24 protein-coding genes and 1 tRNA gene are annotated in these 24,765 nt (G+C 72.2%); 12 read left to right on the top strand and 13 right to left on the bottom strand.

Features of this window, described 5'->3' with window-relative positions; translation table 11 throughout:
- Positions 1 to 24: 24 nt before the first annotated feature.
- Positions 25 to 543 (bottom strand): DUF664 domain-containing protein, encoded by a 519-nt coding sequence (locus ACFY6S_RS03865; RefSeq protein WP_388822412.1) that lies wholly within the window; start codon positions 541 to 543, stop codon positions 25 to 27.
- A 250-nt stretch (positions 544 to 793) separates the two neighbouring features.
- Here ACFY6S_RS03865 and ACFY6S_RS03860 point away from each other — a divergent pair.
- Together ACFY6S_RS03860 and ACFY6S_RS03855 are read left to right on the top strand one after the other, a co-directional pair.
- A tRNA-Pro gene (locus ACFY6S_RS03860) sits at positions 794 to 870 on the top strand.
- 295 nt (positions 871 to 1,165) lie between these two features.
- Complete coding sequence (locus ACFY6S_RS03855) at positions 1,166 to 2,125, top strand: alpha/beta hydrolase family protein (protein ID WP_388822408.1); 960 nt, start codon at positions 1,166 to 1,168, stop codon at positions 2,123 to 2,125.
- A 219-nt stretch (positions 2,126 to 2,344) separates the two neighbouring features.
- Here the strand turns inward: ACFY6S_RS03855 and ACFY6S_RS03850 are convergent, their stop codons facing one another.
- Positions 2,345 to 2,914: a PadR family transcriptional regulator gene (locus tag ACFY6S_RS03850; protein ID WP_388822404.1), complete on the bottom strand. Its 570-nt coding sequence runs from the start codon at positions 2,912 to 2,914 to the stop codon at positions 2,345 to 2,347.
- Between the two features lie 93 nt (positions 2,915 to 3,007).
- Between ACFY6S_RS03850 and ACFY6S_RS03845 the strand changes: the two genes are divergently transcribed.
- On the top strand, positions 3,008 to 3,439 hold the full coding sequence (locus ACFY6S_RS03845; protein WP_388822401.1) for a nuclear transport factor 2 family protein: 432 nt from the start codon (positions 3,008 to 3,010) through the stop codon (positions 3,437 to 3,439).
- A gap of 149 nt (positions 3,440 to 3,588) precedes the next feature.
- On the opposite strand, the gene ACFY6S_RS03840 is transcribed toward ACFY6S_RS03845, so the two are convergent.
- Positions 3,589 to 5,142, bottom strand: a complete 1,554-nt coding sequence (locus tag ACFY6S_RS03840; protein WP_388822398.1) for an MFS transporter — start codon at positions 5,140 to 5,142, stop codon at positions 3,589 to 3,591.
- Between the two features lie 89 nt (positions 5,143 to 5,231).
- Between ACFY6S_RS03840 and ACFY6S_RS03835 the strand changes: the two genes are divergently transcribed.
- Positions 5,232 to 5,654 (top strand): winged helix-turn-helix transcriptional regulator, encoded by a 423-nt coding sequence (locus ACFY6S_RS03835; RefSeq protein WP_388822396.1) that lies wholly within the window; start codon positions 5,232 to 5,234, stop codon positions 5,652 to 5,654.
- A 34-nt stretch (positions 5,655 to 5,688) separates the two neighbouring features.
- On the opposite strand, the gene ACFY6S_RS03830 is transcribed toward ACFY6S_RS03835, so the two are convergent.
- The 6 genes from ACFY6S_RS03830 to ACFY6S_RS03805 all read right to left on the bottom strand — a co-directional run bounded on the left by ACFY6S_RS03830 (position 5,689) and on the right by ACFY6S_RS03805 (position 11,841).
- Entirely contained in the window at positions 5,689 to 6,912 is a 1,224-nt protein-coding gene (locus ACFY6S_RS03830; RefSeq protein ID WP_388822393.1) for a cytochrome P450, read from the bottom strand.
- Between the two features lie 12 nt (positions 6,913 to 6,924).
- Positions 6,925 to 8,328, bottom strand: coding sequence for an NAD(P)/FAD-dependent oxidoreductase (locus tag ACFY6S_RS03825; RefSeq protein WP_388822391.1), 1,404 nt, complete (start codon positions 8,326 to 8,328; stop codon positions 6,925 to 6,927).
- Positions 8,318 to 8,527, bottom strand: coding sequence for a ferredoxin (locus tag ACFY6S_RS03820; RefSeq protein ID WP_388822388.1), 210 nt, complete (start codon positions 8,525 to 8,527; stop codon positions 8,318 to 8,320). The genes ACFY6S_RS03825 and ACFY6S_RS03820 overlap by 11 nt, the downstream gene beginning before the upstream one ends.
- Positions 8,528 to 8,724: 197 nt before the next feature.
- A complete protein-coding gene (locus ACFY6S_RS03815) occupies positions 8,725 to 10,167 on the bottom strand; it encodes a pyridoxal phosphate-dependent decarboxylase family protein (protein ID WP_388822385.1) in 1,443 nt (480 codons plus the stop codon).
- Between the two features lies 1 nt (position 10,168).
- The gene (locus tag ACFY6S_RS03810; RefSeq protein ID WP_388822382.1) at positions 10,169 to 10,837 is read right to left on the bottom strand and encodes a GNAT family N-acetyltransferase; all 669 of its coding nucleotides are present in this window, start codon (positions 10,835 to 10,837) and stop codon (positions 10,169 to 10,171) included.
- A gap of 41 nt (positions 10,838 to 10,878) precedes the next feature.
- Positions 10,879 to 11,841 carry a polysaccharide deacetylase gene (locus tag ACFY6S_RS03805; RefSeq protein ID WP_388822379.1) on the bottom strand — a complete coding sequence of 321 codons (963 nt, stop codon included), beginning with the start codon at positions 11,839 to 11,841 and terminating at the stop codon, positions 10,879 to 10,881.
- A gap of 320 nt (positions 11,842 to 12,161) precedes the next feature.
- On the opposite strand from ACFY6S_RS03805, the gene ACFY6S_RS03800 reads away from it, so the two are divergent.
- Positions 12,162 to 13,682, top strand: a complete 1,521-nt coding sequence (locus ACFY6S_RS03800; RefSeq protein WP_388822377.1) for a glutamate--cysteine ligase — start codon at positions 12,162 to 12,164, stop codon at positions 13,680 to 13,682.
- A 38-nt stretch (positions 13,683 to 13,720) separates the two neighbouring features.
- Positions 13,721 to 14,956 (top strand): amidohydrolase family protein, encoded by a 1,236-nt coding sequence (locus ACFY6S_RS03795; protein ID WP_388822373.1) that lies wholly within the window; start codon positions 13,721 to 13,723, stop codon positions 14,954 to 14,956.
- A gap of 36 nt (positions 14,957 to 14,992) precedes the next feature.
- On the opposite strand, the gene ACFY6S_RS03790 is transcribed toward ACFY6S_RS03795, so the two are convergent.
- Positions 14,993 to 15,415 (bottom strand): YjbQ family protein, encoded by a 423-nt coding sequence (locus ACFY6S_RS03790; RefSeq protein WP_388822370.1) that lies wholly within the window; start codon positions 15,413 to 15,415, stop codon positions 14,993 to 14,995.
- Between the two features lie 248 nt (positions 15,416 to 15,663).
- Positions 15,664 to 16,602: a GlxA family transcriptional regulator gene (locus tag ACFY6S_RS03785; protein WP_388822367.1), complete on the bottom strand. Its 939-nt coding sequence runs from the start codon at positions 16,600 to 16,602 to the stop codon at positions 15,664 to 15,666.
- 212 nt (positions 16,603 to 16,814) lie between these two features.
- Here ACFY6S_RS03785 and ACFY6S_RS03780 point away from each other — a divergent pair, with 212 nt between their 5' ends.
- The 4 genes from ACFY6S_RS03780 (at position 16,815) to ACFY6S_RS03765 (ending at position 18,832) form a co-directional block, all read left to right on the top strand.
- A complete protein-coding gene (locus ACFY6S_RS03780; protein WP_388822364.1) occupies positions 16,815 to 17,504 on the top strand; it encodes a DJ-1/PfpI family protein in 690 nt (229 codons plus the stop codon).
- A gap of 79 nt (positions 17,505 to 17,583) precedes the next feature.
- Positions 17,584 to 17,910 carry a hypothetical protein gene (locus ACFY6S_RS03775; protein WP_388822361.1) on the top strand — a complete coding sequence of 109 codons (327 nt, stop codon included), beginning with the start codon at positions 17,584 to 17,586 and terminating at the stop codon, positions 17,908 to 17,910.
- Entirely contained in the window at positions 17,907 to 18,362 is a 456-nt protein-coding gene (locus ACFY6S_RS03770; protein ID WP_388822357.1) for a hypothetical protein, read from the top strand. The genes ACFY6S_RS03775 and ACFY6S_RS03770 overlap by 4 nt, the downstream gene beginning before the upstream one ends.
- On the top strand, positions 18,359 to 18,832 hold the full coding sequence (locus ACFY6S_RS03765; protein WP_388822354.1) for a hypothetical protein: 474 nt from the start codon (positions 18,359 to 18,361) through the stop codon (positions 18,830 to 18,832). The genes ACFY6S_RS03770 and ACFY6S_RS03765 overlap by 4 nt, the downstream gene beginning before the upstream one ends.
- A gap of 270 nt (positions 18,833 to 19,102) precedes the next feature.
- Here the strand turns inward: ACFY6S_RS03765 and ACFY6S_RS03760 are convergent, their stop codons facing one another.
- Positions 19,103 to 19,561 carry a ribonuclease domain-containing protein gene (locus ACFY6S_RS03760; protein ID WP_388822352.1) on the bottom strand — a complete coding sequence of 153 codons (459 nt, stop codon included), beginning with the start codon at positions 19,559 to 19,561 and terminating at the stop codon, positions 19,103 to 19,105.
- Positions 19,562 to 19,784: 223 nt separating this feature from the next.
- Here ACFY6S_RS03760 and ACFY6S_RS03755 point away from each other — a divergent pair, with 223 nt between their 5' ends.
- On the top strand, positions 19,785 to 21,335 hold the full coding sequence (locus ACFY6S_RS03755; RefSeq protein WP_388822349.1) for a hypothetical protein: 1,551 nt from the start codon (positions 19,785 to 19,787) through the stop codon (positions 21,333 to 21,335).
- A gap of 55 nt (positions 21,336 to 21,390) precedes the next feature.
- Positions 21,391 to 21,561, top strand: coding sequence for a 50S ribosomal protein L32 (gene rpmF / locus ACFY6S_RS03750; RefSeq protein ID WP_388822346.1), 171 nt, complete (start codon positions 21,391 to 21,393; stop codon positions 21,559 to 21,561).
- 770 nt (positions 21,562 to 22,331) lie between these two features.
- On the opposite strand, the gene ACFY6S_RS03745 is transcribed toward rpmF, so the two are convergent.
- Positions 22,332 to 24,731 (bottom strand): zinc-dependent metalloprotease, encoded by a 2,400-nt coding sequence (locus ACFY6S_RS03745; RefSeq protein WP_388822343.1) that lies wholly within the window; start codon positions 24,729 to 24,731, stop codon positions 22,332 to 22,334.
- Positions 24,732 to 24,765: the final 34 nt, after the last annotated feature.

Genomic DNA, 24,765 nt, shown 5'->3' with positions numbered 1-24,765 from the left:
GCCGGAGGCGGCGCCGGCGGCCGGTCAGGGGCGCTCCAGCCACCCCCTGACGAACGCGGCCTGTCCTGCGTGCTGAAGGTCGTCCGAGACGACGCTGACCAGCCGTGCGCCGAGGGTCACCGGCGGGGTCCACGCGTCGTCGACGATCCTGCCGAGATCCGCGTCGTCGAGTGTGCCGAGGTACGCGACGGTCCGCTCGTGCACGGCGTCGTGGTACCCGGCGAGCAGCTCGGCCCCGATGCCGCTGCCGCCGAGCGCGGCCACATCGTCCGCCCGGTGGCCGTAGCCCGTTGCGGAGGCCGGGAAGGGCAGCGCGAACCGCTCCGACCAGTGCTTCGCGAGCCAGACCTCCTCCGTGCCCGCCGCGTCCGCGACATGGTCGTCCTGGACCCGGGTGAGATGCCAGACGAGCCAGGCGATGGAGTTCGCGCCGTCGTCCAGCCGTACGGCCAGTTCGTCGGGGGAGAGGCCGTCCACGGCCTCGTGGACGATCTCGCGGATCCGGCCGAAGGCGTCGATCAGCAGGTCACCGCTGGCGGTCATGACTGGCTCCCCTCGTGGGGCGGACAGGACAGGACTCCAGGATCCCCCGTGCGGGCCGTACGGGCACGGGGGCCGCGCCTTCCGTGTCTCTCGCACCGCCCCTCCTGACCACCCCTCCCGCCGTCGCGCTTGGCCGCCGCGCGACCCCGCCGTGCACCCCCGCCCGGAAAGCGGTTCGTGATCACTACCAGGAGTGCGGTATTGTTCTCATGCGCGTTCAGGCCAGCGAAACCGCAGGTCAGACGGGCATCGGGACGTGGCGCAGCTTGGTAGCGCACTTGACTGGGGGTCAAGGGGTCGCAGGTTCAAATCCTGTCGTCCCGACCAGCGTTTTCGCAGGTCGTAGGCGGTATCGGAGAAATCCGGTACCGCCTTTTCGTGTTCCTGGGGGCGCGTGGGGGCCATGGGGTCCAGCGGCGTCGTCCTGCGGGCTCAACCCTGGATTCCTCCCGCTCACTCCTTCCTGGCTTCGACGGCTTTTGACGAAACGGAACCGTGCTCCGTATAGTAATCGGAACAACGCTCCGTTTCGTGTTCTGTCGAAACGGCACACTCCTGAGCCGCCTCGCCCGCTTCTGTGCCGGGCCTGAGCGGCGGAGTCCATGGAAAGGAAACGCGCATCATGAGCGCATCGACTCGCGCGGCCGGCCTGGTCGGCTCACCCGTTCCCGTCCTCTCGGTCAGTCCCGTGGTGCTGTCGACTCCCGGACGGGCCGTGGACCTTGAGGTGCGGGTGTCCGCGCCCATGACCGGGACCGATCTGCCGGTCATCCTGCTCTCGCACGGACAGGGCCACTCCCGCCACCTCTCCTCGCTGAACGGCTACGCCCCGCTCGCCAACTTCTGGGCGGCGCGCGGCTTTGTGGTGATCCAGCCCACCCATCTCAGCTCGCGGACGCTGAGCCTGGATTCCGGTGACCCCGAGGCGCCGATGTACTGGCGATCACGAGCGGAGGACATGCGGCGCGTCATCGACCGGCTCGACGCGGTCGAGGCGGCCGTTCCGCAGCTCGTCGGGCGGGTGGACCGGAGCCGGATCGCCGTGGCCGGGCACTCGATGGGCGGGCACACCGCGAGCATGCTGTTGGGCGCCCGGCTCACCGATCCGCTCGACGGGACGGAAGTGAACCTGACCGAGCCCCGGATCACGGCGGGTGTACTGCTTGCCGCGCCCGGCAGGGGCGGCGACGCCCTCTCCGAGTTCGCCGCCTCGAACTACCCCTTCTTCTCGGCCATCGACTTCTCCGGGATGGCGACGCCCACGCTCGTGGTCGCGGGCGACAAGGACGCCTCCGCCCACCTGACGGTTCGGGGCCCGGAGTGGCACGCCGATCCGTACGTACTCTCGACCGGCCCCAAGTCCCTGCTCACCCTGTTCGGCGCGGAGCACGGGCTCGGCGGGGTCTCCGGGTACGACGTCGCCGAGACCACGGACGAGGACCCGGAGCGACTGTCGGCGGTGCAGTGGCTCACCTGGGCCTACCTCCGCACCCAGTTCCACCCCGGGGATTCCGCTTGGCAGGAGGCGTGCGACGCGCTGGCTGCCCGCCCCGAACCGCTCGGACGGGTCGAATCCAAGTAGGGCGGTTCGTCCGGGCGTCCCGGCGGCTCGGCGGCTTGGCGGATCGGCTCATCGGCTCATCGGCTCATCCGCCGGGTGCGGGGGCGTCCGAGCGGCGTGGTCGAGCGGCGCACTCTCGCCGACGACGCCATCGTGCTCGCCCGCGCCCGGGCTCGTGCCTCCCGATGATCGCCGCGCCCTGCGGTGCGGCTGCTGCCCGGGGCGGTGCGGCGCACCTATTCACCGTTCTGCACGAGTGGTCTGCCTTTCCTTGAGGACGGCCGCGATCCGCAGGCACCAGTCCCGGTGCTCCCGCTCAAAAGCCAGTCCCCGCAGGCAGGTCAGGTACGGCCCGATCCGGTCGCCCCGGCGCAGGAAATCGTCCTCGTCCGCATCGCCGCGAAGCTGCCGCAGCAGCTTGCCGAGAAGCTCGATCTTGGCCTCGGCCGCTGACGCTCGTTCTTCGAGCTGTTCGATCACCGGCGCCGTGCCGACACGGTCGGCCGCCTGGACCTTGACGAGCAGGTCGTCACGGATGAACGAGGGCTTCGGTACGGCGGCGGCGAACTGCTCCAGCTCCGCGCGACCGGCGTCGGTGACCCGGAACAGACGTTTGTTGGGCCGGGTCTCCTGGACCACCTGCCGCCCCGCGACCAGCCCTTCCTTCTCCAGCTTCGCCAGCTCGGCGTACAGCTGCTGGGGCAGGGCGTGCCAGAAGTTCGCGACGCCGATGTCGAACGCCTTCGCCAGCTGGTATCCGCTGTACTCGCCGTCCAGCAGCGCCGCCAGCACGGCATGTCGCAAGGCCATCGCGGCAGCCCCTTCCCTTCCGTCGCCCGTCCCCGCATGATACTCAAGAAATTGACTAATCACTTTCTTGAGTACCGGTTACCGGGAGGGACCATGGAGACTGCCGAACGCTTCCGCGCCGCGGTGGAGAAGGGTGAACTGGACGCACTGGGCGACCTGTTCACCGAGGACATCCGCTTCTTCAGCCCCGTGAAGTTCACCCCCTTCGAGGGCAAACCCATGGTGCTCGGACTCTTCGGTGTCCTGCTGCGCACCTTCGAGGACTTCCGCTACATCGGACACTTCGAGGGCGCGGCCGAGACCAGCACCGACGGCGGCGAGGCTCCATCGGCGATCCTGGCGTTCCGGGCCACTGTGGGCGGCAAGCAGATCCACGGCATCGATCTGCTTCAGTTCGACGGCGCGGGCCGGGTGAAGGAGTTCACCGTGATGGTTCGCCCCCAGTCCGCCGTGCACGCCCTGGGCCAGGCGGTACTGGCGGGTCTGGTCGCCGACGGCCTCGTTCCCGGCACGGTCGACGGTTAGCGTGCTGAAGCGGGGGCGGGCACGATCTCGTTCGGCAGTCGGGTGCGACGCCGAGCCGGGCGTGCGCTGAGCGGATCTCCGCAGGCGCGACCGCGCCGCGCGGACCCGCCGGGTGTGGCCCCGACCTGGCCCGTCCGGCATGCGCCGGATCACCTCGCCCCGCGTGGGCGCAGCAGGGCCGCCGCCGTGGCCGCGGTGGCGGCCAGGCCGGCCGCCGCGATCACGGCGACCGTGGTGAAGCCGTGGTCGTACGCCCGGCGGGCCGCGCTCAGCACGGCTTCCGCGGTCGGGGCGGGCAGGTGGGTCGTCACGTCCTCGGCCGCGGAGAACGACTCGCCCACCGCGGCCCGTTCGTCCGGTCCGAGGCCGGGCACCGACGGCAGGCCGGTGCGGTAGACCATGGTCAGGACGGTACCGAGGACGGCGATGCCGAGGCCCGCGCCGAGTTCGAAGGACGTCTCCTGGATGGCCGCCGCCTCCCCGGAACGCTCCGGTCGCGCCGCGCTCATGATGGAGTCGGCGCCCAGGGTCATGACGATGCCGGCCCCGTATCCCGCGACGAGCAGGGACGGCAGGAGCGGGCCGTAGTGGGCCGTGTCGCCGAAAGCGGCGATGGCCGCGTAGGCGACGGCGAAGAGGGACAGCGCTGCGGTGAGCGCCCAGCGGGTGCCCCAGCGGTTCGCCAGCCGGGGCGCGGTGACCGCGCCCACCGCGTTGGCGGCGGCCAGCGGCGTCAGCGCGAGTCCCGCGCGCAACGGGGTGTAGCCGCCGACCAGTTGGAGCCACTGGGTCAGGAAGAACAGCAGGGCGACATAGCTGCCGAAGCAGCAGAGGACGCAGAGGGTGGCGGTGGTGAAACGACGCTCGCCGAACAGCGAGAAGTCCAGCAGCGGTTCGGGGATGCGCAGTTGGCGGCGTACGAAGGCGTACATGAGTACGGCCCCGCCGAGGCCGGCGACGAGGATCCCGGTGTGCACGCCCGCGTGCTCGCCGGCCTGCTTGAGCGCGTACACCACCCCCGCCAGGCCGGTCACGGACAGCACCACGCCGACCAGGTCCCAGCGGCGCGGGACGGGGTTTCTCGACTCCGGGACGACGTGGGCACCGACGACGAGGAGGACGACGATGACGGGGACGTTGACCAGGAAGACGGCGTTCCACCCCCACCGCTCGGCGACCAGCCCGCCCAGCAGTGGTCCGATCGTCGCTCCCACGCTGTGTGCGGAGGTCCACACCCCGATCGCGCGGGCCCGTTCGTGGTCGTCCGTGAACACGACCCGGATGATCGCCACGGTCGAGGCCATGATCATGGCCGCCGCGACGCCGAGCGCCGCGCGCCCGGCGATGAGTTGAGCCGGCGACGTCGAGAAGGCACAAGCGGCCGAGGCGAGGCCGAAGGCGAAGAGACCGCCGAGCACCATCCGGCGCCGGCCGATGCGGTCACCCAGGGTCCCGCAGGTCACCAGCAGGGCGGCGAGGGCCAAGGAGTACACGTCGACGATCCACAGCGACTGCGCGGTGCTGGGCCGCAGATCGAGGCTCATGCTCGGTACGGCGACGTGCAGCACGGTGAGATCGATTCCGCACAGCAGCAGGCCGCCCGACACCGTGGCCAGGACCAGCCACCGCTGCCGCGGCGAGGCCGCCGGCCGTTCCGATTCCGCTGCCGACCTCGCCGGCGCGGACGTGTCCCCGTTCACCATGGGCCCAGTTTCGGCAGGGACCGGCGCGGGCTACAAGTACGGTCTTTTCTGTCCCTCAGTGTCATTCGGTATACCGATGGAGGTCAGCTGTGCGTTCCAGCGTCGAAGAGGCTCCGGATTACTGCGCGATCGAGTTCGCCATGGAGGTTCTCGGGGGCCGCTGGAAATTGGCCATCCTCAAGCAACTGGTCTCCGGGACCCATCGCTTCGGCGAACTCGGACGCGCGTTGCCCGCCATCACGCAGCGCATGCTGACCCGTCAGCTGCGGGAGCTGGAGGCAGACGGTCTGGTGACCAGGACCGTGTACCGCGAGGTGCCGCCACGGGTAGAGTACGCACTGACCGACATCGGGCGCAGCCTGGACGCCATCACCGACCAGTTGGACAGCTGGGGGCGGTGGTATCAGGAGACGGTGCGCTCGCCGGGGTCGCCGTCCAGCCCTCGTCCGGATGCCCCGCCGTCCACCCCGCACCCGGCGGGACCGCCGTCCTGCCCTCACCCGGCCGGGTGAGCCTGGCCCGGCGCCGCCCTCACCGTCCCCCCCGCTACGTGCCTGACGCGCGCTCGACCCGAAGGTGCCGGGGGCCGCGCAGGATCGGGCTGTGGCGGTACGGCGGCGGGTCCTCGGACAGCCGGAAGCCCTCCAGCCGCGGGAGGAGCGCGCGCAGGGCGAGTTGGGTCTCCAGGCGGGCGAGCGGCGCCCCGAAGCAGCTGTGGACGCCACCGCCGAAGCCGAAGTGCTGGTTGTCCTCACGGGTCGGGTCGAAACGATCCGGGGCGTCGAACCGCAGCGGATCGCGATTGCCGGAGGCGAGGACGAGGACCAGTGGGCTGCCTCTGGGCACGGTGACGCCCGAGACCTCGACATCGGTGAGCGGTGTGCGCTGCGGGAGCAGGTGCACGGGCGGCTCGTAGCGCAGGAGCTCCTCGACGGCCCCGGGCATCAGCCCTGGATTCTCGCGCAGTCGCCGCAAGGCGTCCGGGCGGCGCAGGAGGGTGAGCAGTCCGTTGGTGATGAGGTTCACCGTCGTCTCGTGACCGGCGATGAGGAGAAGGGTCGCGGTCGCCATCAACTCACGCCGGGTGAGATGCCCGTCGGGTCCGGAGTCGTGCACGAGGGCGGAGAGCATGTCGTCCGACGGGTCGTCACGGCGCTTGTCGGCGAGGTCGCCGAGGTACGCCCCGATCGCCTGCCGGGCCTCCAAGCCCGCGTCCTCGCGGCTCTCCCGGGCCTTGCCGGGGCTCAGATCGAGACTGGCGATGATCTCGTTCGTCCAGGCACGGATCCGCGGCACATCCTCGTGCGGCACACCCAACAGCCGGCAGATCACGGTGACGGGGAGGGGATGGGCGAAGTCCTCCACCACGTCGAAGCGGCCCCTGTCCCGCAGACCGTCGATCAGTTCGTCGGAGATCCGGCCGATCTCGGCCCGCAGCCCGTCGATCCGGCGGGGGGAGTGGGGCGGCCCGAAGGGCCGCATCGCGATACGGCGGAGCCGGTCGTGCTCGGGGTCGTCGAAGCCGATGAAGGCCGCCGGCCGGCCGCCCCTCCTGAGCGGCGGGACGGTGTTCGGGTCGGTGCGGTTGCGGCTGTCCGAGCTGATCCGCGGGTCGTGGAGCAGCGCGGCGATGTCGTGGTACGCGCCGACCAGGTAGCTGCCGTCGGCCTGTCGCGTCACCCCGTTCTCACGGAGTTCGGCGTAGAGCGGGTAGGGGTCGGCGCGGTTCGCGTAGTCCGTGATGCGCTCGTGGAGAGTGTCCGGGGGCATGCGCGGGGCTCCTCAAGGACGGCCGGCGACGGTGGGAGGCGAGGGGCGCCGGACCATGGTCAGGCGCCGGTCCGGCAGATGGCCGGTGAGTGCCACGGTCGGGCCGTGCGTGAGCAGCCGGGGGTCCGGGACGTCGGAGGGTACGGGCTCGGCCGATTCGGGACGGTCGGCCGCGCCACGCCCGGGAGGGAAGGGGGCCGCCGTCTCGATGAGGTGGCGGTAGTGCTCCAGCCACTTGGCCCGGTTCACACTGACCGCCGCGGTGATCCGGCCCCGGTAGCCGTAGACCGCGACGAGCCGTCCCTCCCGCACCGACCCCTGGGCGATGACCAGCCGGTCGGAGAAGGTCGGCACGCCGACGGACTTGATGTTGAGGCCGAACTGACTGGACCAGAAGGCGGGCACCGCCAGATGCGGGCGCCTGTCCGGACCCGTACTCACCATGTTGTGGGCCGCCACCTCGGCCTGGGCGACCGCGTTGCCCCAGTGTTCGAGGGCGAGCATCTGGTACTCGAAGAGCGGATGCGGAAAGCGGGCCACGTCACCGGCGACGAACACATCGTCGGTGACGATCCCGTACATGTCGAACGCGCGGCATCCCGCGTCGCACGCGACGCCCCGCGGGCCCGCGGCCAGCCCGGAACCGGCGAGCCACTCGGTGTTGCGTACGGCGCCCAGGGCGACCACGGCGACATCGGCCTCGATCCGGCCGCCGTCGGAGAACTCGGCCCCCGTCAGCTGTCCGTGACGGCCCGTCAGCGCGGTGACCGTCACACCGCAGCGCAGATCGACCCCGTGCGCGCGTTGCAGCCCGGCGGCGAAGGCACCGAGTGTGCCGCCCAGCGCGCCGACGAGCGGCGAAGGACCGCGCTCGGCGACCGTCACCTCCAGACCGCGCTCCCGGCAGGCGGAGGCGATCTCCGAGCCCGTGAACCCGGCGCCGATCACCAGGACCCTGCGCGGCCCGGCGTCGAGCCGGGCCGTGAGCGCCGCTGCGTCCTCGCTCGTACGCAGGGTCAGTACGCCGTCGAGCCGGGCCTCCGCTGCGTTCGGCCAGGGGCGGGCGCGGGTCCCGGTGGCGATCAGCAACCGGTCGAACGGCAGCCGCTCACCGCCGGCGAGGACCACCCGGCGCCCGACCCGGTCGACCCGCTCGGCCCGTACCCCGAGCCTCCAGTCGGCGTGGATCTCACGGCGGCCCGGCAGCCCGACGTCCGCCGCGCCGGTCCGCCCGAGCAGCACCTGCTTGGAGAGCGGTGGCCGGTCGTACGGGGGCTGTGTCTCCTCACCGACCAGCGTCAGTGATCCGACGAAGCCCTCGTCGCGCAGCGTCTCGGCGGCACGCAGACCGGCCAGGGACGCTCCGACGATGACGACGCGGCCGCTGCGCAGGTCGCTCCTCGGGTCACTGCTCACCGGGGCCCGCCCGCTCGCCGACGAGGATGGCCTGCACCGGGCATGCCGCCGCCGCCCGGCGTACGGCCTCACGCTGATCGTCGGGGACGGCGGGTGTGGACATCAGGGCCTCCTCGCCACGCAGCTCGAACATCGCGGGAGCGAGGAACGCACACTGTGCGTAACCCTGGCAGCGATTGAGGTCGACAACGATCTGCATCCAGGCCCACTCCTCCGCGCGTCGCCCGCAGTCTCCGTCCTACGGCCTGCGGGCAGGAGCCGCGAGCGGTACTGGGCCAGGAGGGGCAGCGTGACCGGTCCGGGCCCACCGCCGGTCTCCGCCTCCCCACCGGTGCGGACGGCGGCTCGTCGCGCGAGCGGCCCACCGTCCGCCGGCCGCTGGCCACGGACGGCCGCTCAGGGCCGGGCGGAAGGTTCCGGGCCGGGTGCGGTGGGCTCCCGGTACGCCTGGAGGAACGCGGCCGCGGTGGCTTCGGCGCTCTCCCGGCCGCTCTGCCAGTTGGAGACGGAGATCCGGATCGCGGAGCGGCCGTTCCACGTCGTCGGGGTCACCCAGCACGAGCCGGCGCTGTTGAGCACGTCCACCACCCGCCGCGTACGGTCCTCCTCCCCGATGTGCAGGAGCACCTGGTTGAGTGTGATGGGAGCCAGCAGGTCGATGCCCGGCTCCCCCTCCAGGAGCTGACCCAGTTCGCGGGCCGCGGAGCAGTTGCGTTCGACGATACGCGCGATCCCGTCGCGGCCCTCGTGGTGCAGGATCGCCCACAGGGTCAGGGCCCGGGCCCGCTGGGATATCTCCACGCGGTGGTCCATCGGGTCGCGGCCGGTGCGTTCGCTGGTCTGCAGATAGTCGGCGCTGAAACGCACCGCGTCGACGAAGGGTTCCGGGTGGGCGCAGAGCGCGATCCCGCAGTCGTAGGGCGTGTTGAGCCATTTGTGGCCGTCGCAGGACCAGGAGTCGGCCAGTTCAAGGCCGTTGAGCCGGGGCCGCAGGGCGGGGGACGCCGCTGCCCACATGCCGTAGGCGGCGTCCAGGTGGAGCCAGCCGCCGTGTGCGTGGGTGATGGAGGAGACCTCGACCAGCGGGTCGACCGAGCCGCAGTCCGTGGACCCGACCTGCCCGCACACGATGAGGCCCCCGGGGGCCTTGGCCGCTAGCTCGGCCAGGTGGCGCGGGTCCATACGGCCGTCGCCACCGGCGTCGACCTGCTGGACCTGGCCGCCGAGCCCCAGCAGCCGCAGACAGCGCAGACCGGAGACGTGGGTGTGCTCCCCCGTGAGGACGGTCAGGGGCGGCGCCTCTCGCATTCCCCGCTCGTTGACCTCCCAGCCCGCCGCGCGCAGTTGCTGCTCGCGGGCGGCGGACAGGCACGCCAGGTTGGCCGTCGTGCAGCCCGAGGTCAGCCCCATGACCGTGCCCGTCGGCAGCCCGAACAGCTCAACGAGCCAGCGTTCACAGACCTGTTCGGCCACCGCGGCCAGCGGGCTGGTCTCGTAGACGGCCGCACACTGGTCCCAGAGGCTGACCAGCCAGTCGGAGGCGATACCGATCGGCAGCGCGCCCCCGACCACATAGCCGAAGCTGCGGGAGTCCCCCGACGGGAGCAGCCCCGCCTCGCCGGCCTCGACGAGCCGGCGCAACGTCGTGCGCTCCCCGTGCCCCTTCGCCGGGAGTTCTCCGTCCAGCAGCTGACCCAGTCGCTCCGGGTCGCGTGGCCGTACCGGACGTGGCGTCTCCAGGAAGAAACGCGCGTAACGGGCCACGGATTCGAGGAGGTCCAAGTCCTCCGGTATGACCCGGCCGTCCGCGATACGGCGCTGTCCGGCGCTTCCGGTCATCTCAGCTCCCACCGTGGACCGTGTCGGGGTGTGTCGGCGGGGCCGATGCCGACGGGGGCCGCCAGATGGGAAAAATCGGGGGGCCGTCGGGAAGGGTCAGCAGGGGCCCCCGGCGGCGCTGGCCCAGCCGTTCGTAGAGAGCCAGATTGCGTGGTGACGACGCCTCCGCGTAGGCACCGGCCCCGTCCGCGTCCGCCAGGGCGAACAGACATTTCTTGAGGCGGGTGCCGAGGCCGCCGCCCTGGTGCTCCGGACGGGCCGCGACGAAGGTGCCGTAGTAGTGCGGGGGAAGATCGCAGGGGTGCGAGGCGCTCAGCATCTTCAGGAGATGGACGGTCCGGTTGGAGTCGTCTCCGAGTTCGTCGCGCATCGAGTCGAGCAGCCGATCGCGTACGTCCTTCGGCTGCTCCACCGCGTCGGGCGGGAAATACATGCTGACCGCCCCGTAATCCTTCGTCTGCAGAACGCCGCCCCCGTGGGCGAATGTGTGACCGACCATGACGGTGAAGAACTTTTCGAGCAGAGCCGGACGTGTCTCAGCGTCCGGGAACAGCCATTGGAACACCGGATCCTTGTCGAAGGACTCCCGGTAGACGGAGACGATGTCGCCCTGCCTGTCGAGGGAGGCGGGGCCGCTAGAGAACTCGCTCGCCACAGAGGTGACGTTCATGGGGCATTCTCCTTCGCGAGGGTGAGAAGCCGGATCACGGGTCAGGCGGACGATTCCCGCGCGGAATCGGATGCGATCCCGATCCGGCTTCCGATATGCCGCGCCACCTCTTCGTGAGTGGCGAACCAGACACCCGGTCGGCTGCTGATGTGCGTCAGCAGTTCCCGCAGAACGAGCATGCGGGAACGGTGGCCGATCACATGAGGGTGCAAGGTGAGCTGGAAAAGGCCGCCCTCGGCGACCGCGCCGTCGAATTCGTCCTTCCAGATCTGTAGGACCTGACGGGGCGCCAATATCTGGCGTGCGGCCGGATCGTCGGGAAAGTACGGGGCGTCGTCCCGGATCCAGGCGACGGGGACCTCGACCATTCCGGTCCGCTCGCCGCGGTCCAGCAGCTCGTACGGCTCGTCGTCGGCCATCATCGAGGAGTCGTACAGCAGCCCCAGATGCCGAGCGACGGGAAGGGTGTGCTCGGTGAAATCCCACCACGGCGTACGCATCCCCCGGGGCATGAGGCCCGTGTGCCGGCGCAGGACGTCGGCGCTGCGTTCGGCCAGCGCGTACTCCTCGGCCTCCGAGAGATCGCCGCACCGCTCGTGGATCCATCCGTGCAGACCCACCTCGTGCCCTTCCTCGCGGACCCTCTCGACGGCGTCCGGTGCCAGCCGCATCGCGACGGCGGGCACGAAGAAGGAGGCGCGGGCGTCGTGTTCCCTGAGGAGCGACGTGATTCTCGGCAGACCGACGCGTGAACCGTAGTGGGCCTGGGAGACGCGGCCGGGAGATGTCTCGTCGAGGCAGAAGGGCGCCGTTTCGTTGTCGACGTCGAAGCTGAGGGCCACGGCCACGGAAACTCCGCCGGGCCAGCGGGAAAGCCCCGCGCCCCGGCCCGCCCCCACGCGCGTGGCCAACTTCCGCCACTTCTCCTCCGGCCAGCGCCAGGGCGGTGCGGCGGCGGGGTCTTCGGCGGATTTCCTCGTGGATTCTTCCGCGACTTCATTCACCGCGCTCTCCGTCCGGTTCTCCATCGGAATTAGTCCCATGGCATAGAGGGAAAATCAGTCCCATGACATAGAGGAAAGGGAGTCGGATGCCTGTCGAATTCCCGGCCGCTCCCCGGCGAGTGGCACGGCTCCACGCTATTGTCGTCCCGTCGGTGCCCGTGTGCCAGTCGGCCACGGATGGGCTGGTCCAACGGTCATGTACCGGCGGAATCAACTAGACTCGGGGACCGGACCCACCAGACTCGGAGAGGCAGCGCGAACGTCTCGAAAAGCCCGGACGACTCCTCATGCCAGGGAGCCCTCGTGTCACGGAGCAGAGTATGGGGTTGGAAATCGACCAGGAAACCTTCACAGAGGCCGACTTCTCCATTTTCCGCGGACGTCTGGGCGATTCCGTCGGGGCGCTGAGGGCGACGCTGGCCGCCCCCGGCTTCGGACAGTCGGAGATCAGCGTGGGGGCGGAACTGGAAATGTTCCTCATGGACGCCGACGGCCGCCCGGCGGCATTGAACGACCGCGTCCGGACAGATGTCTCGGACCACCGGATCACGCTGGAAGTCGATCAATTCAACCTCGAAGCCAATCTGACCCCGGCCGGACTGCGGGGGAGGCCCTTCACCGCGATGCGGTCCGAGGCCGACACCCTGATGGAGACGGTCGGCGCGGCCGCCCGCTCCTACGGAGCGCTCCCGGTGCCGATCGGCACGCTGCCCACCCTCACCGCCGCCGATCTGTGCCGGGCGGCACTGACCCCACAAGGCCGGTTCCACCACATAGACCGGGCGCTGTCCCGGTGCCGCAGCACGCCCTACCTCCTCGCCTTCGAGGGCGAGGAGCCCGTCACACTGCTGGCCGACTCCATCGCGGTGCAGGGCGCGACCTGCTCCTGGCAGCTCCATCTGGTGGTGAGACCAGGGGAGTTCACCCGCACCTACAACGCGGCGCAGCTCGCGACGGGACCGGTGCTCGCGGCGGCGGGCAACTCGCCCCTCCTGCTGGGGCGCCGGCTCTGGCACGAGACGCGCATCCCGATGTACGAACAGGGCTTCGGCGACGGGGGAGGGCCGCCGGGAGCCGAGCGTCCGCCACGAACCCCGGGAGCCGGGCCCTGTCCGCGAGCCTCCTTCGGTCAACGCTGGCTGGACGGCGGCGTCGTGCGCCTGTTCGCGGACGCCGTCCGCGAACACGACGTACTGGTCCCCGTACTGTCCTCGCGGGAGCCGGTGGTCCTCACCACGTCGGGCGCCGCGCCTTGGCTGGACGAACTGCGCCTGCACCAGGGGATGGTGTGGACCTGGAACCGTCCGGTGTACGACCCGGGCGGACATGTCCGTATCGAGTTCCGGGCGCTGCCCAGTGGCCCCACCTCCCTCGACATGGCCGCCAACTCCGCGTTCCTCCTGGGCCTGACCCTTCACCTGTCGCGGCAGCCGGACGATCCCCGTACCACCATGCCGTTCGAGACGGCCCGGGGGAACTTCTACCGGGCGGCCCGCTCGGGTCTGCGGGCCAGGATCTGCTGGCCCTCGGCGGACCAGGGCGCTCTCACGTGGAGCAGCGCCGAGGAGCTGCTGCCCCGTCTGCTGCCGCTCGCCGCCGAGGGGCTGGTCTCCGCGGGAGTCGACGCCGAGGAGGCCGAACGACTGCTGGGCGTGGTCGCCGGACGTGTCAGCGCCGGGCAGACCGGCGCGGTGTGGCAACAGCGCGCGCTGACGGCCATGGAGGAGTACGCCGACCGCCGTACCGCGCTGCGTCTGCTGACACACGCCTACACACGGCTGGCCGCGTCGGGTGCCCCGGTGCACACCTGGCGCGTTCCCACCCGGTCCGCCACCAGGTGAACACACCGGACCCCGCCGCTCCCCGGGGAGAGGACAACATGCGCGAAACGCCGCACCGCGACGTGTGGGTGAGACCGGACCGGCTGTGGGACGGGGTCGCCGACCGTCCGGTCGACGGCCTCTGCGTGCTGGTGCGCGACGGGCGCGTGGCCGAGCTGACCGGTACGCCGCCGGAGTCGTCCGACACCGACACCGTCGAGCTGCCCGGCTGCACACTGCTGCCCGGCTTCATCGACTGCCATGTGCACACATTGGACGAACGGCTCGACACCGAGTCGGCCGCCTACCAGACCCTCCAGGCGCTGCCCGCGCTCCGGACCCTGCTGGCGGGCGGATTCACCACCGTCCGTGATCTCGGAGGCGCCCACCAGGCGCTCAACACCGCACTGCGGCGCGCGGTCCGCGAGGGAATCGTCACCGGCCCCCGCATGCAGGTCGCGCCCAACATCCTCTCCCCGCGCGGGGGCCACGCCGACAAGTCGCCGGAACTCGCGGAACGGTACGGGATCGAGGTCGGCACCCTCGCCGACGGCCCCGACGAACTGCGCCGCGCCGTCCGCCAGCAGGCGCGCGCGGGAGCGGACTGGATCAAGTTCGTCGCCAGCGGCGGCTTCTCCTCACCTGCGGACAGCCCCGACGACACCGCCTACTCGCAGGCGGAGATGGACGCCCTGGCCTCGACGGCCCGGGACGTCCATCTCCCGTGCGCCGCCCACGCCTTCGACGACGAATCCATCACGCGCGCCATCCGGGCCGGGGTGCGCAGCATCGAGCACGCCTGTCTGGCCACACCGTCGGCATACGCGCTCATGGCCGAGTACGGCACCTATCTCGTACCGACCCAGTACGCGCAGACGTATTTCCTGGAGAGGCTGGACGACGAGGCTCTCTGGCAGGACCAGCCGCCCAAGATGCGCCACGCCTACCGCCGGTACGCGCAGGATCTGCGCGAAGGGCTGCGACGCCCCGCCCGGACCGATGTGAAGATCGCCTTCGGCACCGACGCCGGGATGTTCCCGTACGCCGAGAACTGGCGGGAGTTCCCCACCCTGGTGAGCAACGGCCTCTCCCCGCTGCGCGCTCTGCGCGCGGCGACCGGCGTCGCCGCCGAACTGCTCGGCCGGCCCGACCTGGGCCGCATCGCGCCCGGAGCCACCGCCGACCTCGTCGCGCTGAGAGGTGACCCGTTCCAGGACATCAACGCCACCGGACGCGTCGGTCACGTCATGCAGGGCGGCCACTCCTTCCCCGCGGGGCCGCCGGGGAGGGCGTGACCTCGCCGCCGGGGGGAGGGGACGGGCCGCCGGGGCTCAGCCGAGGAAGCTCAGCCGGACCTGACGGTCGGGATTGTCCCTGTTCGTGTCCACCAGGCAGACGGACTGCCAGGTGCCGAGTTCCAGTCGGCCCGCGACCACCGGCAGTGTCGCGTGCGGCGGTACGAGCGCGGGGAGGACATGGTCCCTGCCGTGGCCGGGGGCGCCGTGGCGGTGGTGCCAGCGGTCGTCGGCGGGGAGCAGGGTCCGCAGGGCCGCGAGCAGGTCGTCGTCACTGCCCGCGCCCGTCTCGATGACCGCCACCCCCGCGGTGGCGTGCGGCACGAAGATGTTCAGGAGGCCGTCCCGGCCCGCCGCCGCCTCCCGGAGGAATTCCGCGCAGGAGCGGGTCAGGTCGGTCACCGTCTCGTCGGTGCCGGTGGTGAGACGCAGGATTCTGGTGGTGAACGCGTGAGACATACGTACATCTTGCCGACCGCCGGGCGGGATCGCGCGTCCACGGGCCGACGCGGGCGGCGCGCGGGCGGTCATGGGTGCGAGGGGTCTCGCCGCCCCTCGCGCCCGCCGGATCCGTCAGCCCTTTCCGCTCTCTGTGATCCGAGTGGCGCTCGGTCAGGTGAGCGAGGCGGGGTCCCGTCGTCGGCGTCCGACCGGATTGATCTTGCTCGGGCGGAGGACCGTGTGGGAGAGCGGCGCGAGGGGCCGGCTCAGCTGAAGGTGCGGCGATAGGTGTGCGGGCTGACGCCGGTCGTCTTCTTGAATCGGTCGCGGAAAGCGGTGGGCGAGCCGAATCCGACCTGGGCGCCGATGCGTTCGACGGAATGATGTGTGGTCTCCAGGAGATGCTGGGCTTGGCGGACGCGTGCGCGGTGGAGCCACTGGAGCGGGGTGGTGCCGGTCTGTTCGCGGAAGCGCCGTATCAGGGTCCGGGTACTCGTTCCGGCGTGGGCGGCGATATCGGCGAGGGTGAGAGCGGAGCCCAGGTTGTCCTGCAACCAGGCCAGCAGCGGTTCGAGTATCGATCCCCGGGGGGCGGGCGCGTGCTTGTGGACGATGAACTGTGCTTGTCCGCCCTCGCGTTCCAGGGGCATGACGGACAGCCGGGCGGCGTCGGCAGCGACGGCTGAGCCGTGGTCTCGTCGGATCATGTGCAGGCACAGGTCCAGGCCCGCGGCCGCGCCGGCGGAGGTGAGGAACTGGCCGTTGTCGACGTACAGCACGTCCGGATCCACCTCGATGTCCGGGTGGGCGGCGGCGAGGAGATCGGCCGCGGCCCAGTGGGTGGTGGCGCGCAGGCCGTCCAGGAGCCCGGTGGCGGCCAGGGGGAAGGTGCCCGAGCAGATGGAGGCGATGCGCGTGCCGTTCGCGGCGGCTGCGCGCAGCGCGTCGCGGACGGCGGGAGCGAGCGGGGCCGTGGGGGCGGCGGTACCGGGAACGATGATCGTGTCCGCGGCCTTGAGCCCTTCCAGTCCCCAGGGCGCGCGCACGGCGAAGACACCGGCATCGATCTCCGGCCGTTCGGCGCAGACGCGGATCCGGTAGCCGGGGCGTCCGTCCGTGCGGCGGGTGCGGGAGAAGACCTCGATCGGGGTGGACAGATCGAAGGGGATCACCTGGTCCAGGGCGAGTACGGCAATCGTGTGCATGGCCAGAAGGTACCTGCCCGCCAGCGCCCATGCCCCGGCCCCAGTGCCGCGATTTCTGTGGTTTACGCAGCTCAGAGCCTTGCCGACAGCCCTGGCGGTATTCCGTTGGAAGGTGTCACTAATGCCACTGGGGGGCGGGCCGGCGGCCGGTTAGCGTCGGGAGCGACTCCGGCACGGGCCGGATGCCGACCGCCCGCGAAGGGGCTTCTCCCATGCATGCCCAGATCATCCTGTTCGACGGCTTCGATCCGCTCGATGTCATCGCCCCCTACGAAGTGCTGTACGCCGGCGGCACCGCCTCCGGCGGCGTGGTGAGTGTGGAGCTGGTCTCCGCGGAAGGACCGCGAGACGTGGTCAGCGGCACCGGGGGCTTGGTACTGCGCGCCACTGCCACCCTGGACCCGGCACGCGCGGGCCTGATCCTGGTCCCCGGCGCCTCGGGCCGCGTGGGAGAGCCCGGCGAGGTCCCCGACCACGACGCGCGGGCCGGGGAATGGCAGCGGGACGAATTCATCCCCGTGCTGCTGGGCCGTGCCCTGACGACCGAGCTGCCCACACTGCTGAAGGCGGCGAGGGACAACCCCGAGGTGATACTCGGCGCGGTGTGCGGCGGCTCGCTCGTCCTGGCCATGGCCGGCCTGCTGGAGGGCCGTTACGCCACCACCCACCACTTGGGCCTGGACATGCTCGATGCCACCGGCGTCCACGCGGTGAGCGCCCGCGTCGTCGACGACGGGGACCTCGTCACCGGGGCCGGCGTCACCTCCGGCCTCGACCTGGGCCTGTATCTGCTGGAGCGCGAGGTGGGCCCCCGGGTCGCCCACGCTGTCGAAGAACTGTTCGCCCATGAGCGCCGTGGCACCGTCTGGCGCCACGAAGGCCCCGTGCCCGCCGGCCTCTGACCACACCTTGCGCCCCGCACCTCGTCACCGCACCGCACTCGCTCGCCCCCGCACCGCACTCGTGAGAAAGAACAGCATCATGCCCGTAGAAGGCGTCTGGGACCTGTCCGTCTCCACCCCGATCGGCAGGATCGAAGCCGTGATCGAACTCGCCCGGCAGGCCGGTGTCCTGACCGGGGCAGCCCACGGGGCGGGAGAGAACGTCCCGCTCAGCGACATCACCCTCGATGGCGACCGGCTCACCTGGAAGCAGACCATCACCAAGCCCCTGCGCCTGAACCTGGCCTTCGCGGTCACGGTCGACGGCGACACCCTGACCGGCACGTCCAGGGCCGGACGTCTGCCGGCCTCGAAGGTCACCGGCCGACGCCGTGCTGTCCCGGCGGGCGCGGAACACCGGGCATGACGAAATTTCTCCTCTCCCTGCACGTCCTGGCGGCGGTACTGGCCATAGGACCGGTCACGGTCGCCGCGAGCATGTTCCCCAAAGCGCTGCGTCGCGTCCACAGCGCCCCGGACGACCGTGAGGCGCTCGCGGCCCTGCGAACCTTGCACCGCATCTGCCGCGTCTACGCCGGCGTCGGCATCGCGGCTCCCGTCTTCGGGTTCGCCACGGCCAGCAGCCTCGGCGTCCTCGGCAGCGGATGGCTGATCACCTCGATCGTCCTGACCGCCGCGGCGGCCGCCATCCTGGGCCTGCTGATCCTTCCCGCCCAGGACAGCGCCCTCACCGCAGCGCAGGCCCTCGGCCCCGGCCCCGCCGCCCGACTCGCCATGCTCACCGGCGTCTTCAACCTGCTGTGGGCAACCGTCACCGTGCTGATGATCGTCCGCCCCGGCTCCACCACGGGAGCATGACCGTGCACCTTCGCCCCCTGCGCATCGCGGCGCACGTCGAACTCATCTCGTTGATCGTCTTGCTGGCCAACCTCGCCACCGCCCACCTGAAGCCCATCTCCTCCTTGATGGGCCCCACCCATGGCTGCGCCTACCTGTTCGTCGTGATCGCGACCTGGCGCCTGTCGTCGGCCACGACCACCGCCAAGGCCGTTGCCGTCATCCCCGGCATCGGCGGCCTCCTCGCGCTGCGCCAGCTCGACCCTCCCGGCGCCGTCGACCGACACGCCAAGGACTCCGTCCCGCTCACGCCAAGGATTCCGTCCCGCTCCGAGGAACCGCGCCCTCCACACCCCCGCCGAGGAAGTGATACGCCGAGCCCCGGGGCTGCGGCTGCCTCATCGTGCGGGCCGCGCGGACCGGGCACCGCCGCCCGGACGGACAGGTCCAGATCCGGGCGGCTGTTCATGTCCGGCTCGAACCGGCCGTAAGGGTTCACATGGGTGCAGTACAGCGGGGACAGGGTCCGCCGGTCTGCGTCGGTGAGCCACTTCCGCCACGTCTCCTCGCTCAGGATGTCCTGAAGCCCCGCACAGCACCCGGGGCGGCGACGGAGGGCACCGCACCCGTCGGGTGCGGTGCCGTACGCGGAATGACGCCCGGTGCGGGCTGCGTTCGGTTCGCGCCGAGCGCCCCGGCCGAGCGCCCCGGCCGAGCGCCCCGGCCGAGTGTTCCGGTCCGTCCGGGACGGGGGGCAGGGGTCAGGAGCAGCCGGAGGCGATTTCCTGGAAGTTCTCGTAGTGGTCGCCGGTGTACCAGACGGTGTGAGTGCCGGGGTCACGGACCAGGCGCTCGGCGTCGCGATGCTGTCCGGGTGAGCGGGGGTTGACGTCGTACTCGCGGTAGCTGCCGTCGACGGGGAGGTCGCCGGAGCGGTTGCGGTAGGTGTTGCTGCCGCGGATCACGAAGCGGGTGTTCGCCACGGGGTAGTCCGTCGGGCGGTTGGCGGCAGGCCAGTCCAACTCCTTCCAGATCCCGCACGCTTCCTTGACCTGGCCGGGGAACGCCTCGACGGACAGCGGGGGATCGATGATGTCGGCGGCCCGGGGAGCGGGGGCCTGCACGGGGGTTCCGGCGGTCGCGGAGGAAGCGGCCGGAACGGTGAGTACGGCCATCAGTACGGCGGCGGCTGCCGCGTAACGCCTGGGGAAGAGAGTCATACCCCGTCAAACCGGCCGGCGGGCTGATCGGTCACGCCCTGCCGCTCAGCCTTTCCCGTCTCCGGGTGCCGACCACGCGGGAACCCCGACCGACGTCAGGGCCACGCTCCGGGCCTCTCTCCGTGCTCGCCCCGGCCTGCCGGTTCGGCGCCGCCCCGCTCCGATTGGCCCGGCTGCCGCGCCCCGGTGGCCGGAGGGCCGGGGCGGATACAGCGTGAGTGTCATGGCTCAGATTTCGGCGGCGGCTCCCGGTGCGCGACGGACGCGGCTACGGCCGGGCGGGGCCCCGCGGTCCGGCGGAAGCCTCCTCGGTCCTGCGGTCGTCGCGGCGGTCTACACGCTCGTACAGCTGGCGCTGCTGGTGGCAGGGGCCGGGCTCGGCTGGGACGAGACGGTGTATGTCAGTCAGGTCAGCCCGGGCGTGGAAGCCGCGTTCTTCAGCGCGCCGCGCGCCCGGGGCATCACCTATCTCGTCGCGCCGCTGACCGCCCTGACCCCCTCCGTCGAGGCGCTCCGGATCTATCTCGCGCTGCTGTCGGGCGCCGGACTGTTCCTCGCGCTGCGGGTGTGGCGCACGCTGCTCCCGGCGCGCGTACTGACCCTGGCCGGCGCGCTGTTCGCCGGGCTGTGGATCACCGTGCTCTACGGGCCGCAGGTCATGCCCAATCTCTGGGTCGCGCTCGGTTCCCTCTTCACGGTGGGCTGTTTCCTGCGTGCCGCGCGCGACCGCGCCGACCGCGCCGCCCTCGCCGGGCTCGGTGCGGGGGCGGCGTTCGTCGCGCTGATGCGGCCCACCGACGCCTGCTGGCTCGCGCTGCCGCTCGGCGTCGCGGCGCTGTGCGTCGGCGCGTGGCGGCGTCCGGCTCTGCCGCTGTCGCTCGCCCTGGGGGTGGCCGTCGGCTGCGCGCCCTGGGTCGTGGAGGCGTATCTGAGCTACGGCGGGCTCACCGCGCGGCTGCGCCGGGCCGACGAGATCCAGGGCGAGCTGGGCTGGAACCCCGCCTTCCACGACCACCTGCGCGCGCTTCAGGGCCGTGTGCTGTGCCGGCCGTGCGACATGGCGTGGCGGCGGCCGGGTACGGCGGTGTGGTGGTTCGCCCTCCCGCCGCTCGTCGCCGGCGGTGTTCTGACGGCCGTCCGTGGCCGCCGAACGGCTGTGGTCCTGGTGCCTGCGCTGGCCGGGCTGTCGCTCGCGCTGCCGTATCTGCTGCTGGTCGGCTACGCGGCGCCGCGCTTCCTGCTGCCCGCGTACGCGCTGCTCGCCCTCCCCGCCGCGCTCTGTCTGCTGCGGCTCGCCGAGGCCGTCCGGCCCCGGACGGTGGCCTCGGCCGGGCTCGCCGTACTGCTGGCCGCGCATCTGGTCGTCCAGTACGGGATTCTCGCCGGCGTCGCGGCGAGCGGCCGAGCCCACCGGACCGCCTTCGGCCGGGTGGCGGCCGAGCTGGGCCGCCAAGGGGTACGGCCGCCCTGCGTGGTCAGCGGTGAGGAAGCCGTACGGATCGCCTTCCGCGCCCACTGCGCGTCCCGGCAGACCGGCGGCCACGACGCGTCGCTCACCCCGGCGCGCCTCGCCGCCCTCGCCCGCGAACGCCCGGTGGCCGTCGTGGTGTCGGAGGCGGGGAAGCCACCGGCGTTCGCCCGCGACTGGCGTCTTCGGCGCCTCCCGGACCTGCCGGGTGGGCGCGGCCTGCGCGCCTATGTGTCGCCCTCGGCGGGACCGCCCCCGGCGGGCTCGCCGGGCTCGGCGCTGAGCGATCCCCGGCCATTTTGGTAATGGAAGCCATTTCCATATAGCGTGCGGGCAGTCACACGCACACCGGAGGTTCGCCATGGCCGTACCCAAGCGGAAGATGTCCCGCAGCAACACCCGTCACCGCCGCGCCCAGTGGAAGGCGGTCACCCCGCAACTCGTTCCCGTCACCGTCGACGGCGCCTCGTACCTCGTACCCCAGCGTCTCGCCAAGGCGTACGAGCGCGGCCTGCTGCGCCCGGAGGGCTGAGCCCCTCCCTCCCCGGCCCGACCCGCTGCCCGCGACCGCGCGTCGCGGCCCTCGGCACGCCGCCTGTGCAGCGGGAACACACCGACCCCCGAGAGGACCGCCGCGCCTGCGGCCGCCGTCGGCACGAACTCGGCCCGCGAACCGGCGGGCACGGTGTCCGCCGGCCGCGCGGCCGAAGCGGCGTCGGCGGCGGGCGGATCGGTGGCGTCCGGCTCCCCGGGCGCCGCTCGTCCGGTGTGTTCCGTCGCGGAGGGGACGGCCGGAGGAGCCGTGGGGGAGGGATCGGTGGGGGAAGCGACCGGCGCCTGTTGCCGGGGCAAAAGCGTGGAGACGGGCCGGGGCACGATGGCCGCCGGCTGCTCGGGGGGGCACGGCCTCCGCGCCGCCCTCTAACGGGTCCTCGGCCGTGGCGAACGGTTCGGGAGCCAGAGAGTCCCGGGTCGGAGCCGCACCCGGAGCGTATCCCCGGCGAGTGGGACAGAGGCTGAACGTCCCCTCGTGCGGGACGCGTACGCGGGCATCGCGCCGAGCGCCGACAGCGCTGTCACACCCACGAGCAGGAGTGGAACGGTGCCGGCGAAGGCCGCTGACGCGGCGGTGTGAGGGCGGAACATCCGTGAGGGACCTCCTCGGTGGGCCCCGTCGCCCCCGGGGCCCAGCAGCCTGCCGTGTGGTACGGCCGTCCGCCGCCGGGCGTTCAGCGCACCCCAGGGCGATCCCGTACGGGGGGTGGCCGACGCCCCGGCCGCGCAACTCCCTTGCCAGGAACGTCAGATGGGGGCGCCGGGCGGAATGCGCGGTCCGGGACCGAGCCGCGCCCCTGAGCCCTGCCCGTCGAGGAACGCGGTGATCGTGCCGGCGGCCCCGCGTTCCGCGTCGCCGCCGCCCCGCAGCTCCTCGGCGAGCAGCCGCAGCCGTCCGCCGATCCCGGCCCGTACGGTCGCGTGCGGGGCGTCGCTGCCCAGCACCGCGAGTACGGCGCGGAGCACCGCCCAGCCCGCGGCCTCCTGGACGGCCGCAGCGCCGGCCGGAGCGGCGACGCCCCCGGTCGGCGGGCCGCTCGGGCGCCACGCCGCGCGCAGCAGGGTGTCCACCACGGCGGCGGGCGCGGGTACGGCGGGATCCACGGCGTGCTGCCAGCCCAGCCGGTTGAGCCGGGCCGGGTCCAGCAGCTCATCCGTCACCAGCGCGACCGTCGCCTCCACCGCCGCGAACGGGTCGAAGACCCGGCCGGCGCGCGTGTCGAAGTACTCGGCGGTCCGTCCGTACCGGATGGCGGGCGGGGTGAGGACCTCCAGGACGTTCGCGGGCAGCGCGAGGTGCTCGGCACGCAGCAGCTCCGCCAGCCGGTCCAGCGCCCGCAGCTGGGTGTCCGCCTCGACCGGCACGGTGCCCGCGCTCTCCTCGCCCGCGAGCCCGTAGCCGTACCGCACCCCGCCCACCAGCCGTGCGACGGCCGAGAGTTGGGAGCGGTGGTAGAGCTGGAGCAGCACCGCGCGCTCCTCCAGTTCGCCGCTCTGCCGGCCGGGCGGCAGCACCGCGCGGGAGAAGCCGTCGAGCGCGACCCGCCGTACGGCCAGCGCCTCGTCGAGGGCGGCGAAGGCGTCGGGGACCGGCGCGACCCAGACGACGGCGTCCGCGTGCGCCGCCTCGGGGCCCCGCGCGTCCTCGTCCGTGACGTAGCGGAGCCCGCCCTCGGCGGCGGTGTGCCGCAGCCGGGCCAGCGCGGTCTCCTCGTCCTCGCCGGGGAAGCGCCCGTAGGCGTGGGCGACCAGGAAGTGGTCCCAGGGGCCGAGCCCTTCGGGGTACGCGTGCGCGGAGTCGAGGCGGCCGTCCCGGCCGACCGTGACCCGAGGATGCGGATAGTCCATCACCGAGGGGCTCGGATGGTGGGTGCTGGCGAAGTTGTGCATGAAGCCGAGGGCATGGCCGATCTCATGGGCCGCGAGCTGCCGCATCCGGCCCAGCACCAGCGCCTCGACCGCGGCCAGCCGTTCGCTCTCGTCCGGCCGGCCGTACGGCGCGTGCAACGCCTCGGCCAGCGCGGTGATCTGCTCGACGCGCTGCGAGCCGAGCCGGACCCGGCCGCAGATGATCTCGCCGGTGCGCGGATCGGTCAGCCCCTGGCCGTGCGACCAGCCGCGGCCGTCCCGGTGCACCCAGCGGACGGAGTTGACGCCGAGGTCGTGGTCGTCGAGACCGGCCGGAGCCACCTCGACACGGTAGGCATCGTGGAACCCCGCCCGCTCGAAGGCGTCCCGCCACCAGTTCCCGCCCTCGACAACGGCGTCGCGCACGGGCTGGGGGACGGCCGGGTCCACCTGGAAGACGATCGGACGTCGCACGGCCACGGGCGCGTCGGCGGGCGCGTCCGCGTCGACCGGTTCGAGCCGGAAGCGGGGCTGGAACCGCACCGGGACACCCGACCGCGTACCCGCGCCGTGGTCGTCGTGGCCGATGCCGTAGCCGCCGGAGGCCGGGTGGTAGCGGCGGGCGGCCATCGCGGGGGCGGGCAGCGGCGCCAGGTGCAGCTGCTGGACGACGGTGAGGGCGTGCGGCGCGGGCGCCACGCCGCGCAGCGCCGCTCCCGGTGCGGTGCCCGGCAGTGCCTTCAGGGTGAGCAGCGCGGGCAGCCGGGTCCCGCCGGGGCCGGTCGTCGCCTCGTCCGCGAGCGGGAGGCTGGTCTGCGGATCGACCTCGTACGCGCCCTGCTGGTGTGTCCGCAGGTCCTCGGCGACCCCGTGGAAGTCGGTGAGGACGAGGCCGGTCGCGTCGACCACCGCGGCGCCGTCGCGCTCGTGCAGCACCGGGCCGCTCCAGACGACCGAGATGGCGAAGGACTCCTCGCCCGCCCGGACCGCCGCCGGGTCGCCGGTGGCCAGATGGTGCTTGTTGCGCAGCACCAGCAGCACCCGGCCGCCGACCCGGCGGAACTCGGCGACCTTGACCTTTCCGGCCTTTCCCCGGTCGAGGCCGAGCGCGCTGGAGCCCGCGCCGTGCGAGAGCGCGGCCATCAGCAGGAACGGTTCACCGAAATATCTGATCCCGAGCAGCAGCCGGTCGTCGCCGGGCCCCGCGCACAGGTCGAGGAAGTCCGGTGGCGCGTCGGGGCCGGGGCCGGTGGGGTCCGGCGCCGCGCCGGACGTCCGTGCTGGGGGCAGGTCGCTCACGCCGGGCTCGCTTCTCTCGTGTTCCGGAGAATGT

This window comes from Streptomyces sp. NPDC012835, from assembly GCF_042900885.1.
Classification (GTDB): Bacteria; Actinomycetota; Actinomycetes; order Streptomycetales; family Streptomycetaceae; genus Streptomyces.
The sequence above is the reverse complement of the archived record's forward strand: the minus strand, read 5'-3'. Positions and strand labels throughout refer to the sequence as shown.

Excerpts from the sequence above, each read along its gene's own strand:
- ACFY6S_RS03830 (WP_388822393.1), bottom strand. The coding sequence starts at position 6,912 with ATGCCCCCGGACACTCTCCACGAGCGCATCACGGACTACGCGAACCGC.
- ACFY6S_RS03765 (WP_388822354.1), top strand. The coding sequence starts at position 18,359 with ATGACCGTGCACCTTCGCCCCCTGCGCATCGCGGCGCACGTCGAACTC.
- ACFY6S_RS03800 (WP_388822377.1), top strand. The coding sequence starts at position 12,162 with ATGGGGTTGGAAATCGACCAGGAAACCTTCACAGAGGCCGACTTCTCC.
- ACFY6S_RS03810 (WP_388822382.1), bottom strand. The coding sequence starts at position 10,837 with ATGAACGTCACCTCTGTGGCGAGCGAGTTCTCTAGCGGCCCCGCCTCC.
- ACFY6S_RS03845 (WP_388822401.1), top strand. The coding sequence starts at position 3,008 with ATGGAGACTGCCGAACGCTTCCGCGCCGCGGTGGAGAAGGGTGAACTG.
- ACFY6S_RS03760 (WP_388822352.1), bottom strand. The coding sequence starts at position 19,561 with ATGACTCTCTTCCCCAGGCGTTACGCGGCAGCCGCCGCCGTACTGATG.
- ACFY6S_RS03755 (WP_388822349.1), top strand. The coding sequence starts at position 19,785 with ATGGCTCAGATTTCGGCGGCGGCTCCCGGTGCGCGACGGACGCGGCTA.
- ACFY6S_RS03840 (WP_388822398.1), bottom strand. The coding sequence starts at position 5,142 with ATGGTGAACGGGGACACGTCCGCGCCGGCGAGGTCGGCAGCGGAATCG.
- ACFY6S_RS03815 (WP_388822385.1), bottom strand. The coding sequence starts at position 10,167 with ATGACCGGAAGCGCCGGACAGCGCCGTATCGCGGACGGCCGGGTCATA.
- ACFY6S_RS03855 (WP_388822408.1), top strand. The coding sequence starts at position 1,166 with ATGAGCGCATCGACTCGCGCGGCCGGCCTGGTCGGCTCACCCGTTCCC.
- ACFY6S_RS03850 (WP_388822404.1), bottom strand. The coding sequence starts at position 2,914 with ATGGCCTTGCGACATGCCGTGCTGGCGGCGCTGCTGGACGGCGAGTAC.
- ACFY6S_RS03820 (WP_388822388.1), bottom strand. The coding sequence starts at position 8,527 with ATGCAGATCGTTGTCGACCTCAATCGCTGCCAGGGTTACGCACAGTGT.
- ACFY6S_RS03775 (WP_388822361.1), top strand. The coding sequence starts at position 17,584 with ATGCCCGTAGAAGGCGTCTGGGACCTGTCCGTCTCCACCCCGATCGGC.
- ACFY6S_RS03865 (WP_388822412.1), bottom strand. The coding sequence starts at position 543 with ATGACCGCCAGCGGTGACCTGCTGATCGACGCCTTCGGCCGGATCCGC.
- ACFY6S_RS03795 (WP_388822373.1), top strand. The coding sequence starts at position 13,721 with ATGCGCGAAACGCCGCACCGCGACGTGTGGGTGAGACCGGACCGGCTG.
- ACFY6S_RS03780 (WP_388822364.1), top strand. The coding sequence starts at position 16,815 with ATGCATGCCCAGATCATCCTGTTCGACGGCTTCGATCCGCTCGATGTC.
- ACFY6S_RS03790 (WP_388822370.1), bottom strand. The coding sequence starts at position 15,415 with ATGTCTCACGCGTTCACCACCAGAATCCTGCGTCTCACCACCGGCACC.
- rpmF (WP_388822346.1), top strand. The coding sequence starts at position 21,391 with ATGGCCGTACCCAAGCGGAAGATGTCCCGCAGCAACACCCGTCACCGC.
- ACFY6S_RS03770 (WP_388822357.1), top strand. The coding sequence starts at position 17,907 with ATGACGAAATTTCTCCTCTCCCTGCACGTCCTGGCGGCGGTACTGGCC.
- ACFY6S_RS03785 (WP_388822367.1), bottom strand. The coding sequence starts at position 16,602 with ATGCACACGATTGCCGTACTCGCCCTGGACCAGGTGATCCCCTTCGAT.